Origin of the sequence: Streptomyces sp. JH14 (genome assembly GCF_029428675.1) — a bacterium.
GTDB lineage: Bacteria > Actinomycetota > Actinomycetes > Streptomycetales > Streptomycetaceae > Streptomyces.
In genome coordinates this window covers 4255758-4268125 of record NZ_JAJNEL010000001.1, presented here as the reverse complement: position 1 = coordinate 4268125, position 12368 = coordinate 4255758, and the positions used below count along the sequence as shown (strand labels likewise).

Here is a 12368-nt window from a genome sequence, read left to right as displayed (position 1 = left end):
CGACGCATCAGGGAGATCGGTCCATGGGCGTGCCTGCCATCGATGCACGGGTGCCTCTACGCGGCCGGGGCCGGGAGATGGCCGCATTGGACCGGGTCCTGGCCACGGCGCGGGCGGACAGCAGCGCGGTGCTGGTGCTTCGCGGAGCCGCCGGTATCGGCAAGACCGCGTTGCTGGACTATGCAGCCGGCCGTGCGGACGGGTTCCGCACCGTCGCCGTCGCGGGCATCGAGTCGGAGATGGAGCTCCCGTTCGCGAGCCTGCACCAGATGTGCGCTCCCCTGCTGGGCCGGCTCGGCGAGCTGCCGGTGCCCCAGCGCGACGCGTTGTCCGTCACCTTCGGACTGCGGGAGGGCGGGCCGCCGCAGCGCTTCCTGGTGGGCCTGGCGGTGCTGAGCCTGCTGGCCCGCGCCGCCGTGGATCAGCCCGTGGCCTGCCTCGTCGACGATGCGCAGTGGCTCGATGAAGGGTCGTTGCAGGTGCTGGCGTTCGTCGCGAGGCGGCTGGTGGCCGAACCGGTGGCTTTGATCTTTGCCCGGCGGGATTGCGCCGAGGGCCGCGAGCTGGCAGGTCTGCCGGAACTGATCGTCAAGGGTCTGCGGGACCCCGAGGCGCGTGCCCTGCTGGCGTCGGCCGTCCGCGTGCCCTTCGATCCGCTGGTTCGGGAGCGGATCGTGGCCGAGGCGCACGGCAATCCGATGGCCCTGCTACAGCTGCCGCGCGCGCTCGCGCCCGCCGAACTGGCGGGCGGCTTCGGGTTCCCCACCGGAGGCCCTGTGGCCGGCAGCATCGAGACCGTCCTCCACCAGCGGTTCCAGATGCTGCCGGAGGAGAGCCGGCGGCTCCTGATGACCGGTGCGGCCGAGCCGACCGGTGACGTGGGCCTGCTGTGGCGCGCGGCCGGCTTGCAGGGGATCCCCGCGGCCTCGGCCGCCGCGGCGGCCGAGGCCGCGGGCCTCGTCGAGTTCGGCGCGAAAGTGAGATTCCACCATCCCCTGGTGCGCTCGGCCGTGTACCAGAGGACGTCCGCACCGCAGCGCCGGGCGGCGCACCAGGCGCTGGCGGAGGCCACCGATCCGCACCTCGACCCCGACCGCAGGGCCTGGCACCGCGCCCACGCCGCCGCCCGGCCCCAGGAGAGCGTCGCCTTCGACCTGGAGCGCTCGGCGTGCCGGGCCCGGGGCAGGGGAGGTGCTGCCGCGGCGGCGGCGTTCCTGCGGCGGGCGGCCGAGCTGACGCCCGATCCCGCGCGCCGCGTCACCCGGGCGCTGGCCGCCGCCCAGGCCACGATCGATGCCGGCGGGGTCGACCAGGCCCACAGCATGCTCGCGATGGCGGAGACCGGCCCCCTCGACGACCTGCAGCGAGCCCGTCTGGAGCGGCTGCGCGCCCGGCTGGTGTTCTCCCAGGTACGCGGCGGTGGCGCGCCCGGCCTCCTGCTCGACGCCGCACAACGGCTGGCGCCACTGGACGCCTCCCTCGCCCGCGACACCCTGCTGGAAGCGTTCGGCGCGGCGATGTTCGCCGGTCGGCTGAGTGAAGGACCCGGGCTGCGAGAGGTGGCGGAGGCGGCCCGCGCCGGACCGCCTCCGTTGCCCACGCCGAGGATGGTGGACATTCTCCTGGACGGCGTGACCAGCCTGATCATCGACGGTCACGCCGCCGGCGTCGGCGCTCTCCGGCACGCGCTGCAGCTCGTCCGGCAGGAGCAGGGATCCGGTACGACGGATGAGGACCGGCGCTGGATGTGGCTGGCGTGCCGGATGACACCGGATCCTCTCGCGCCGGAGATGTGGAACGACGCCGCGTGGCAGGAACTGGCGACCGGCGCCGTGGGCATCGCCCGTGAGTCGGGGGCGCTCGCCGTTCTCCCGATGGCGCTGACGTACCAGGCGTGCTTCCACGTACACGCCGGCGAATTCGACACCGCGGCGGCTCTGATCGACGAGGCCACGGCGATCTCGGAGGCGGTGGGCGGCGTACCCATGATGTACACGTCACTCATCCTCAGCGCCTGGCGGGGAGAGGAGGCCCAGGCCCTGGGCCTCATCGAGGCCACCGCCGAAGAAGTACGCGCCCGGGGTGAGGGGCGCGCTCTCGCCTTCGCCGAATACGCGACCGCGCTGCTGCACAACGGCCTGGGCCACTACGACGCCGCGCTGGCAGCCGCGACGCGTGCATGCCAGTACGAGGATCTGGGCATCTTCGGGTGGGCACTGGTCGAACTGATCGAGGCGGCTGCCCGCAGCGGGCAGCCGGAGGCCGCCGCGGCGGCGCTGGACGAGCTCACCGCTCGCACCGGTACGAGCGGCACCGACTGGGCCCTGGGGACCGAGGCCTGCTCGCGCGCGCTGTTGAGCGATGACCAGGCCGCCGACGCGCTCTACCGGGAGGCGATCGAGCGTCTCGAACGCTGCCGGGTCACCGTCTACCTGGCCCGCGCCCGCCTGTTGTACGGCGAGTGGCTGCGCCGCCGGGGCCGCCGCCAGGACAGCCGCACCCAATTGCGCACCGCCTACGAGACGTTCAGCCGGATCGGAGCCGACGGGTTCGCCGAACGCGCCCGCAGGGAGCTTCTGGCGACCGGAGAGACCGCGCGCAAACGGACGGTTGACACGCTCACCGAACTCACCGGCCAGGAAACCCAGATCGCCGGGCTGGCCCGAGACGGGCACACCAATCCGGAGATCGCCGCCCAGCTGTTCATCAGTCCACGCACCGTGGAATGGCACCTCGGCAACGTGTTCACCAAGCTCGGAGTCAGCTCCCGCAGGCAACTGCGCTCGGCGTTGCCCCCTCCGAACCCCGCCGGATCTGCCCCAACTGCCTTACGGACAGCGGGTACCGCGCCCCACCGTCACTCGGCATGAGCGTTCCCTGCGCCTCCTCCACTGCCTGACGCGAAGGAGACCTCTCTACTGACGCCGCCGGCCAAGGACACAGAACTCGTTGCCTTCGGGGTCTGCCAGGACGACCCACGATTGATCACCCTGGCCGATATCAACACGCTGTGCGCCATGAGCCACCAGACGAGCCACCTCGGCGTCCTGGTCATCAGGCCTGAAGTCGAGATGCAGTCGGCTCTTGGCTATCTTGCTCTCATCAAGCCGGACGAACTCCAACCCCGGCAGGCGATCCGGCTCCGGGCGGATCTCGAACTCCTCGTCGGAGGAGTGGACACACGACCCAGCCAAGAGCGTCGGCCCACCACCGCCCCAGGGCCACCGGATCTTCCGAGTGAACAATTACCTGTTCCCATTCCAAGGTCATCCGGCGAGCTTTGACCTGCCGGGGCTTCGGATGACAGGCACTCAGGCCTCCGCCATCGGGCTGAACCCGAGCGCCTTCCCCGCGCGCATCCACCACCACCTGCAGGTTCGGCACACACCAGCGTTCAGACGAACCCGCTGGCTTCCAACTGGGCGGCGGCGTATGGCCCCGACGGATACGCGACGCGCCGGCAGCTCCGCGCGATGGGACTGCGGCCGACGGTCAGCGCGTCGCCGCCGAACCTCCGCGGCCTGACGCGAAGGAGACCGGGGTCATGCGCGTACGTCGGCTGCAGAGAACGGCAAGACGGTGCACAGCGATGGGTTCAAACAATTCCCGTGCATTCCAAGGAACCGTTTTCATCCCAGCAGCACACCACGTATTCATCTTCAAGTAGCCCGGTATCGCAGCCGGGTTCGACCCGGGGGATATTCGGGGAGCGCGGCAACGATTCCCGGGCCTGCGCTGTCCCCGCCGAGCCGAGCAGCAGCGAGGCGAGCACGGCAACTACCGTCAGCACTGCGATCGAGATGGACGCCGATATTCTTGATCGTTGGCGAACGCTCGTTGATGGCTTCATTGCAAGACCCTGCCTTTCGCGCGCTGCTGCATGCGAGATGCGGGCTCGTGAGCACTTTCCGGGCCTCAGGTACACGTGAGGCGTCCGCCATCAGCAGCGGAGGTGCGGGGGGCGTCCCTTCGGACACGCGTCTATCGGCGCCACGTGAGCGCGCGCGTCCTTGATGGCTCGGCGTGATGCATGCCCAGCCGGTGAACCAACCCTCGGATCGCGATCAGTTCAGGTCACGCAACCATCGTGGCACCGCTCCCATGCAGTCGCATCCCCTGACCATCGACGGCCACCGCCTTGCGGGCGTACGACCACCGTCTCCGGCGCCGCCCGCCCGGACAACTCCCGCAGCTCATCGGATACCAAGCGCCCAGCGAGACTCGTCGTACCGGCACCACGCGCCCGGCCGTCAAAGAAGACGACGTCTCTGTTCGGCGACGGTACCTGCGGATGTCGTTGCAGGGTGCATAGGGTCGTCGGCATGGCACTGCGACCTGTTCAGGTGAACATAAAGGCTCTTGATGACTCGGCGATCGGCCGGTTCTGGGCGGAAGCGCTCGGCTGGGGTCTTTCCAGCGAGGCACCCGGCGTGACCAACGTCGAACCCGGCGGCGGCTTCGTCTGGCCGGACCCGGTCGCCGTCTGCATCGACGTCGTGACCGTCCCGGAACCCAAGACGACGACGAAGAACCGTGTGCACCTCGATCTCGCCACCACCTCTGCGGCCCATCAGGCGGAATTGGTCACGCGCCTCCAGGCTCTCGGTGCAACACCCGCCCACGTGGGCCAGGGCGACGTGCCGTGGACGGTCCTCGCCGACCCGGAGGGCAACGAGTTCTGCGTGCTGGAGCCCCGGGAGATCTACCGGGACACCGGGCCGATCGCCGCGGTGGTGGTCGACTGCGCGGATCCGCGGGCCATGGCCCGATTCTGGGACGAGGCGATCGACTGGACCCTGCACGAGGTGACCGACGAGCGTGCGGTGCTGCGCTCCGCCAAGGGGGTCGGCCCGTATCTCGAGTTCCTCCGCACGCCGGACGGGAAGACCGTGCCGGACCGCGCCCATCTCGACCTGCTGCCGTACCCCGGTGACGACAAAGCGGCGGAGGTGGCCCGGCTGCGGGCCCTCGGCGCCACCGACCTCGACCTCGGCCAGGGCGACGTCCCGTGGACGTGCCTGACCGACCCCGAGGGCCACGAGCTCTGCGTCCTCGGCTCGTCCTGATCCGGAGCCCTGACGACACCCCGACACGTGAGCCTTGCGTGCTCATCGTCATGCCCCCGGACGACTCGGGCTGCGGCGTCTCCGTCGATTCGGAGGGCGAGAGCATGCGTGTCGGGGTGAGATCAGCTCGCTCGCCCACCCCGGCGGCCCCGAGCGGGCGCCGAACGATCGGCCCGGCCGGCTCCGGGCTGTCGGTTCCCGGCGCTGTCGCACGACGGCGCTCTCGGAACCACACTGGTCGATGGGGCGCCCCGCCTGGGGCGCGTGCCACGACGGAAGGACCGAGCCATGCCCACGGACACACATCCCGGCCCGCTGCGGGTTCTGGTTTTCGGCGCGGCGCTGCGGGCCGATTCGACCAACGCCCGTCTCGCCGCCCTCGTGGCACGCCTCATCTCCGACACCGGTGCCACCGTTGACCTCGCCCCTATGCGCGACTTCGACATGCCCTTGTACGACGGCGACATGGAGACCACCGAAGGACTGCCGCAAGGCGCACTCGCCCTGCGCGACCGGCTCGATCAGAGCGATGCCTTCGTCATCTCCTCACCGGAGTACAACGCCTCCGTGCCGGGCGTGCTGAAGAACGCGATCGACTGGGTCTCCCGTATCCGGCCGCAGCCGTTCAAGACCAAGCACGCGATGCTCGTCTCCGCCTCACCGTCCCTGATCGGCGGCAACCGCGGGCTGTGGACCCTGAGGATTCCCCTGGAGCACCTGGGCACCCGCGTCTACCCGGACATGTTCAGCCTGGCCAATAGCTACCAGGCCTTCGCCGAGGACGGAACGTTGACCGACCTGGGGCTGCAGCAACGTCTCACCGAGACCGTGACGGGGTTCCTCAGCCTCGTCGAAGCCGACATGCGCTACGTCTGCCTGGAACGCCGGTGGTACGAGTTCCTGGGAGACCGCACCGAGGCAGCCATCACCCAACGGGCCGAGGCGTGACGCCGGGATGCCATAAGGCCGCGTCCGCCGGTCTGTGCTCCGAGCCCTTGGCAGTCGGCATCGGCGAGGATCTCGACTGCTGGTCCGTCGACCAGGAGCTTGACCAGCCCCAACTCGCGGACGTGGGTGATGTCCGCGCAGTCGAGGAGCACGCTCAGGGATCTACCCCGAGTGCAACACTCGTCGGACCGCCGAGTGCAACACTCGGACTGGAGTGCCGACATAGTCCCCGGTCGACGACATCGCCCCGGAGGTGGAGTTGCCGTAGTACGTCCACCGCCACATCCCCGGCCCGGTGGCCTTCACCGTGGTCTTGAGTGCCCCTGTCGCACTCGACGTCGCAGTCTTGACCGTCTTGTACGAGGAGGCGCCCGACGCCTTGAACTGCAGGCTGACGGTACGGCCCGCGTACCCCTGGTACGTGTGGGTGTCCCAGTTCGCCCGTGTGACCCGCCCGGACACGGTGATCGTCTTCCCTACCGCAACCGGCTCCGGCGAGGCGTCGACGGTGACGCGTGTGGCCCGCTTGACCTGCACCGGGAGATTCACGTCGTCAATGTCCTGGGCGTCGCCGGGGAGAAAGACCCGCGCAGCAGTTCGCCAGGTGCCTGCGTCCTCGTTCCCGAAGTCAAAGTCCCGCGGGTCGATGTACAGCCATTCGTCGAAGTCGCAGATTCCATTCACCCTGTCCACGACCTTGCAGTCGCTGGTCATGATGCTGCTCTGCAGGGTCTCCGCATTGTCCGTCTTCCCCCGGTAGGGGAACACCGTCGGCCCGTACTCGTATCTGAGTTTGGTCGTCATCCGGAGAACTGCATGCACCTCAACCTCCTCCTGGACCCCGATCACGATCGGCTTCCCACCATTCACCGAGACCCTGGTGAAGGAGACCCCACCCTCCGCCGCCCCAGCCGGCACCGCCGCCACCCCTGTGAACACGAGCGCAGCCCCACCGGCGACCACCGCTTCCCACATCGTCTTGCCCATCTTCGAGCTCGCCCCTTCCCCTGCAGCCTGGACCGAACGCGTAGCGCACCGGCCAGAGGCCTATCCTCTCGGCTGACTGTGGGACAAGAGAGGGCTGCACGCGGTTGTACGCGGTGCGGCAACGATTGGATCACCACGACATCAACCGGACGCGGCCCTAAGCCGAAACGGCATCAGCTAACTTGATCTTTAACCTGTGCGGCGTGGACGCGGGGTCGTCGACTTCTTCGTCCGTCGTTTTGCGGGGCCCGGTTTGCCGACTGTGTGCACGTCATAGCGTGGAGTGGGCCGGGTGTTCTTGCGACCGGATGGCCGTCCGGGGCCGGGGCGGGAGGATTTCGGTGCTCCGGCAGGACAGGCCGCCTTGGGGCGGAGGTGCCGAAAATCGCGGCGGACGCGGGCGGGAGTGAGCCTGTCGGACGGGCTCGGTTTCTCCCATGGCCGTCGGAGGTCGGCCGCCAGTGGGCGGGCGAGCCGGAGTTGGGTGAATACGGCGAGGATCAGCCAGGTCCAGCGGTCGGCGGCTTCGGGGGTGCGGATCTTCGGGCAGGTCCAGCCCAGGGTCTGCTTGAACAGTCGGAAGGTGTGCTCAATGTCGAAACGCCGCAGGAACGCCTGCCAGAGCAGATCGACTTCCGTCTCGGTGGCGTCGAGACCTGACCACCACAGCCAGACCGGCTTCGGTGTCGCCCCGCTGGGCAGGTGCTCGACCTGCAAGCGGATCACGGTGCCCTCGATGACCGGCAAGGCGCCCAGCTGAGCCGTCCAGGCCGAGCGGTGGGGCAGTCTCGGGTGGAGCCGGCCCCAGGCCCGTGCGGTGGCGGTGCCGTAGAGACGGGTCTCGGTCACCGTGTGCTCGTCGGGCGTGCCCCAGGTTTTGGGGTCACCGAACACGAACTCGTCCCCGTGACGAGGCGGGCGCCCCCGGACACCGGGCTCCCGCGTCGGCACTGCTCGGCGCAGGACACGGTCCGAGCGCATCCGGCCCAGCACCTGCACCGGCAGATCCTTCAGCAGGAAGGCCAGCCGGGGCACGTCGTAGCCGGCGTCCACCACGATCAGGACCTCCGGGTCGCCGTCTTTCCACTGCCCGGCTGCCATCAGCCGCTCGACGAGTTCGCGCATCTGCCCGGACGTGACGGTTGCAGCATCATCTCCCGGGGCCAGACGCAGCGCGTCCAGCGGCGCCGTCCAGGAACTGCGGCCCGTTTCCAGCGCGCAGATCACCGAGTACGGCCAGCCGGGAACGGGGATGTGCTGGTCCTTGCCCCGCCCGTAGGTGTGACACAGGATCCGCTGCGGTGAGGTGTGGGCGCTGGGCCGCAGCCAGCAGGTGATGTCGGCGGCCAGGACCAGCCGGCCGTCCGCCGCCCGCGGCAGCGGCACCGCGGCCAGGGCCCGCCGCAGCCGGGCGATATCCACCCGGCCTGCGGCCAGGGCGTCGTAGAGCCCACCGTGCCCGCGACGGTGTTCGCCCACCAGCGACAGCTCCACCAGCGACCGGACCGGGCCATCCGCACACAGCACGGCATCGGCCAGCTCGAACAACGCATCCGCACGCCTGGTCAGACAGGAGTAGAACTCACCCCGGAAGCGTGACAGTTCCCCAAACGGATCCTGCCGGACAACATGATGCGACAGACTCATCCCCACGGCCTTCGTGCTGAGCGTTGTGTGTTCCTTGGTCGGATCACATGCTCAGCCGAAGGCCGCCCGTACGTACGCCAGTTACCGATCCGAGCGATCAAGTACGAACCGTCGTTCGGACCCCAAGGTTAAAGATCAAGCTAAGGGCTGTCCCGTAATCCCTGGTGGATCAGCGCGCGGCGTCAGATGTGGTGCATCGCAAGCCGGAGGAGCGTTCTCATACCGGTCGTATTCGGGCGTTCCGACAACGCAGCGAGGTGCCACAGCTGTCGTCGTGCGCCCGCCAGGGATTACGGGACAGCCCTTAGGCAGTCCGCCCAACTGACGCTTCGTCATCGGGCGGGAGTCGGGCTGATCGAGGAGCGAGGGCCCTCGCTCCTGACGTGAGTCACCGAGTAACTGCTGTGAAACCGCCCCCAGTAGCGCCGCCTGGCCGACAGATTTACGGCGGGCGCCACCCAGTGACGCTTCGGTTGGGATTGGGCCGGGACGCGATGTCGGGCGGCAAGCAGAATCACGGGGCGTCAGTGGCGCACAACGGGACGCAGGAGAGCCGCGAGAGGTGGGCGCAAGAGGCCTACTCGGTACTGCTCGGTGTGGCGCGCACCTACCACGCGGTCATCACCTACAAGGAACCAGGAACGGAGGTTCAAGAGCGGTCCGGCATCCACACCCGGGCGCCCTTGCAGTACTGGATTGGCTGGGTCCTGGGGAAGGTGGTCCGCGAAGCCCACAGACGAGGTGATCCGCCACTGACGGCTCTGGTCGTGCACAGCGGCGGCACGGTGGGCGAGGGCTACAAGGAAGTTCTTGAGGCGTCTACAACCAGCTGCGGATGTGGGCCGTCGACGGCACGTGGGAGCGGCTGTTCACCGCGCTGATGGCCCAGGCCGACGGGGACCTGGCTCGGGCGGTGCCGGTGGATCCACGATCGCGCGGGCCCACCAACATGCGGCCGGGGCCCACAAAGGGGCGAGCCCGACCATGGCCACCTGGCGTCGGGCCAGGACAAACCGCAGTCGCTGACGGCACCAGCCGTCCGTTGCACACGTACGGCGCTCAGCCACGCGCGCCCCTCGTCAGGAGCTCGTAGCCTTGGTTCATGGCGGAAGCCACATCCGACAGCGGGCCGGACAACAGCCACAAAAAGGGGGACGTCTCCGGGCGAACCCTTTCCGGCGGCTCGGCGCTCACGGCCCCCGCGACCGAGAGCGGCGCCGGAGCCATCCAGCTCCCCGTATGGACCAAAGCCCTCGGCTGGTGCGGTGTCGCTGGGCTGATCTACCTGCTGATCTGTGCCGTGAGCATCATCAGTCGCGGCTTCGCGGGGCTGGGCAGCGACGCGGCGCACACCATGTTCGCCTTCGCCGCGCACCCGTGGGTCGGGCTGAGCGTCGGCGTCCTCGGTACGGTCCTGATCCAGTCGTCGACCACGACGACGGCCATCGCTGTCACCGCCGTAGGGTCGGGCGCGTTGCCCATCCAGGGCGCGATCCCCATCATTCTGGGCGCGAACGTCGGCACCACCGTGACGACGAGCCTGGTCGCACTGACCTTCATCGGCGACCGCACAGAGTTCCGCAGGGCGCTGGGCGCCTCGACCGTCCATGACTTCTACAACTGGCTCGCGCTGCTGATCTTCTTCCCGATCGAGCTGATCTGGCATCCGCTGAAGCACATCAGCGGGACGTTGACCAATGCGCTGTACGGCACGGACTGGCTGCCGAATCCGGCCCACTTCAACTTCATCCGGGCGGCCACCGGACCGGTGGAACACGGAGTGATCCACGCGACCTCGCACGTCAGCAGCACACTCGGCCCGCTGTTCACCATCGTGATCGGCGCCGCGCTGATCCTGGTCGCCGTCCGCTACCTGGGAAAGCTGCTCAAACTGCTCATGGTCGGCAGGGCCCGCGACATTCTGATCAAGGCTGTCGGCCGCAACGCCTACCTCGCCATGGCGTCAGGCATGGGGGTAACCGTCGTCACCCAGTCCTCGACCATCACCACGTCCGTGCTGGTCCCCTTCGCCGGAGCAGGCATCCTGACACCGGCGCAGGTGTATCCCGTCGTCATCGGCTCCAACCTCGGCACAACGTTCACAGTGGTCTTCGCGGCGTTCGCAGGCGTCGGACAGGACGCGAAGATCGGCCTGCAGGCAGCCTTCGTGCATCTGATCTACAACCTCTTCGCGATCGTCGTGATCTACGTGCTACCGCTCCTGCGCCCCGTGCCGCTGTTCTGCGCCGAGAACCTCGCCCGCATCGCCTCCGAGCGCCGGTGGGTCCTCGCCGTCTACCTCGGCACCGTCTTCATCGCACTGCCCGCCCTGGTCATCGTGCTGGTGGGCGTGCTCTGATACGGCGTCCGACGGCGGAACCCGTGAGGACTCAGTGCCCCTCTGCGAGCAGCGCGCTGCCGCCTGACCCGAAGCAATGCACGCACCCGAGGGTCCGTCGATACGGCGGGCCCTCGGCCTGTTCCTGGAGAGTCGCGCCCCTTACGTACGACGTGCGCCTCTACGCGATCGAGGTGCGCCCGGACCACCCCAAGCTCTATCGGGTGCGCCGGGTGGTCGGGCAGCGCAAGCATTCCAAGAGCTACAAGCTCAAGGCTCAGGCCGACGGGCGCCGTTCGGAGCTGATGGCGGCCGTTCGGCGCGGTGAGCAGTCCGACGACGACAAGGGCCTACCCACCTCCGAACTACGGGCCCTGCAAGGCTCGATCACTGCTGTGTCAGCAGGTCAGCGAGGTTTTCCCGTCCTGTGGCAGCGCCAGGGTTCGAACCTGGGTGGGCTGAGCCGGCAGATTTGCAGTCCGCGCGACTCAACCAGCGCGACCAGTAGGAATCGGAACGGGCATATAACACGCCCCACGCCCACCCCACAGAGCCACTGCTTCGGCTTGTCACCCGCTGTCCAGCCGATGGGGCGACGGCTTGAGCTTGTAAGGCGAAGGTCGTCAGCTCACCAGACGCGGCCAGATCAACGACGCGCGGTCGACATGCGGCAGCGGATGGGGGACGTGGCGGCCGGCTACATCGGCCCCATCGAAGTGGATTTGTTCAACGAGGAGTTGTGGGCACGGCACAGACGGGAGGTGCCGGCGGAGACAACACAACAGTTCGTAGAACACGTGATTCAATGACCAGATGGTGGAGGACGGTACATTCCTGGGACCGTTGGAACTGGCCGGCGGTCATTGGGGAGTCGGGGACGCCACGCGACCGGACACCCATTGGGTGGAGTTCCGCCCGGACGGGCTCTACCAATGCGAGCCGGCCTCCGAGGGACCGTTGATCCCGTGGTCCAGGATCATGACTGGCGTCTGGATCACCTGGGGCAAGCACTCCTGGAACACAAACAGCAGGGGCAAGTACACGCTGAAGGGAATGGTCGCCGGGCGCGACGGCGGCTGGATGCACATGACGCTGCGCCACCCGTACGAGGACTACCAGCTGCGCTTCGACCAGCACGCGCGCCCGTACCGGGCGGTGGACGCCCTCCGGCTGGAGTTTCTGCTGCGGCAGCTCATCGACGAGGGAAAGCCATATCTCCTCGGCGACCCGGAATGGGTGGGCCGTGCCGTGGCGTACCTGGCCGGCGGGAAGAACAGCTGGATTACCCAGCGTGGGCTGCGGCGGGTGGCGGCGGAGGCCGTGGCAGCGGCCGGCCCCGGCAGCCCCTGACGGCTCGCCGTCGCCATCGGCGCTTTTGAACA

At 68.6% G+C, this 12368-nt stretch carries 8 protein-coding genes and 3 pseudogenes; 7 read left to right on the top strand and 4 right to left on the bottom strand.

Annotated elements, in window-relative coordinates:
* The first annotated feature begins 23 nt into the window (after window positions 1–23).
* Complete coding sequence (locus LRD69_RS19285; protein WP_277327826.1) at window positions 24–2870, top strand: LuxR family transcriptional regulator; 2847 nt, start codon at window positions 24–26, stop codon at window positions 2868–2870.
* A 45-nt stretch (window positions 2871–2915) separates the two neighbouring features.
* Here the strand turns inward: LRD69_RS19285 and LRD69_RS19280 are convergent.
* Both LRD69_RS19280 and LRD69_RS19275 read right to left on the bottom strand, forming a co-directional pair.
* Window positions 2916–3270 (bottom strand): annotated as a pseudogene (locus LRD69_RS19280) (VOC family protein).
* A gap of 325 nt (window positions 3271–3595) precedes the next feature.
* Window positions 3596–3850, bottom strand: coding sequence for a hypothetical protein (locus LRD69_RS19275; RefSeq protein WP_277327825.1), 255 nt, complete (start codon window positions 3848–3850; stop codon window positions 3596–3598).
* Window positions 3851–4322: 472 nt separating this feature from the next.
* Here LRD69_RS19275 and LRD69_RS19270 point away from each other — a divergent pair, with 472 nt between their 5' ends.
* Both LRD69_RS19270 and LRD69_RS19265 read left to right on the top strand, forming a co-directional pair.
* Window positions 4323–5066 carry a VOC family protein gene (locus LRD69_RS19270; protein ID WP_277327824.1) on the top strand — a complete coding sequence of 248 codons (744 nt, stop codon included), beginning with the start codon at window positions 4323–4325 and terminating at the stop codon, window positions 5064–5066.
* A gap of 288 nt (window positions 5067–5354) precedes the next feature.
* Window positions 5355–6014 (top strand): NAD(P)H-dependent oxidoreductase, encoded by a 660-nt coding sequence (locus LRD69_RS19265; RefSeq protein WP_277327823.1) that lies wholly within the window; start codon window positions 5355–5357, stop codon window positions 6012–6014.
* Between the two features lie 162 nt (window positions 6015–6176).
* Here the strand turns inward: LRD69_RS19265 and LRD69_RS19260 are convergent, their stop codons facing one another.
* Together LRD69_RS19260 and LRD69_RS19255 are read right to left on the bottom strand one after the other, a co-directional pair.
* Window positions 6177–7001 carry a hypothetical protein gene (locus LRD69_RS19260; protein WP_277327822.1) on the bottom strand — a complete coding sequence of 275 codons (825 nt, stop codon included), beginning with the start codon at window positions 6999–7001 and terminating at the stop codon, window positions 6177–6179.
* 189 nt (window positions 7002–7190) lie between these two features.
* Window positions 7191–8648 (bottom strand): NF041680 family putative transposase, encoded by a 1458-nt coding sequence (locus LRD69_RS19255; protein WP_277327821.1) that lies wholly within the window; start codon window positions 8646–8648, stop codon window positions 7191–7193.
* 1102 nt (window positions 8649–9750) lie between these two features.
* Between LRD69_RS19255 and LRD69_RS19250 the strand changes: the two genes are divergently transcribed.
* The 4 genes and pseudogenes from LRD69_RS19250 to LRD69_RS19240 all read left to right on the top strand — a co-directional run bounded on the left by LRD69_RS19250 (window position 9751) and on the right by LRD69_RS19240 (window position 12336).
* Entirely contained in the window at window positions 9751–11007 is a 1257-nt protein-coding gene (locus LRD69_RS19250) for a Na/Pi symporter (RefSeq protein WP_277327820.1), read from the top strand.
* 152 nt (window positions 11008–11159) lie between these two features.
* Window positions 11160–11378, top strand: a pseudogene (locus LRD69_RS31060) (site-specific integrase); the annotation flags it as partial.
* A gap of 244 nt (window positions 11379–11622) precedes the next feature.
* Window positions 11623–11795, top strand: a pseudogene (locus tag LRD69_RS19245) (sugar phosphate isomerase/epimerase); the annotation flags it as partial.
* Between the two features lie 4 nt (window positions 11796–11799).
* Window positions 11800–12336, top strand: coding sequence for a hypothetical protein (locus LRD69_RS19240; protein WP_277327819.1), 537 nt, complete (start codon window positions 11800–11802; stop codon window positions 12334–12336).
* Window positions 12337–12368 lie beyond the last annotated feature (32 nt).

Bases quoted from the DNA above. Each gene is read 5' to 3' on its own strand.
- LRD69_RS19285 (WP_277327826.1), top strand. From the start codon at position 24: ATGGGCGTGCCTGCCATCGATGCACGGGTGCCTCTACGCGGCCGGGGC.
- LRD69_RS19275 (WP_277327825.1), bottom strand. From the start codon at position 3,850: ATGAAGCCATCAACGAGCGTTCGCCAACGATCAAGAATATCGGCGTCC.
- LRD69_RS19270 (WP_277327824.1), top strand. From the start codon at position 4,323: ATGGCACTGCGACCTGTTCAGGTGAACATAAAGGCTCTTGATGACTCG.
- LRD69_RS19265 (WP_277327823.1), top strand. From the start codon at position 5,355: ATGCCCACGGACACACATCCCGGCCCGCTGCGGGTTCTGGTTTTCGGC.
- LRD69_RS19260 (WP_277327822.1), bottom strand. From the start codon at position 7,001: ATGGGCAAGACGATGTGGGAAGCGGTGGTCGCCGGTGGGGCTGCGCTC.
- LRD69_RS19255 (WP_277327821.1), bottom strand. From the start codon at position 8,648: ATGAGTCTGTCGCATCATGTTGTCCGGCAGGATCCGTTTGGGGAACTG.
- LRD69_RS19250 (WP_277327820.1), top strand. From the start codon at position 9,751: ATGGCGGAAGCCACATCCGACAGCGGGCCGGACAACAGCCACAAAAAG.
- LRD69_RS19240 (WP_277327819.1), top strand. From the start codon at position 11,800: ATGGTGGAGGACGGTACATTCCTGGGACCGTTGGAACTGGCCGGCGGT.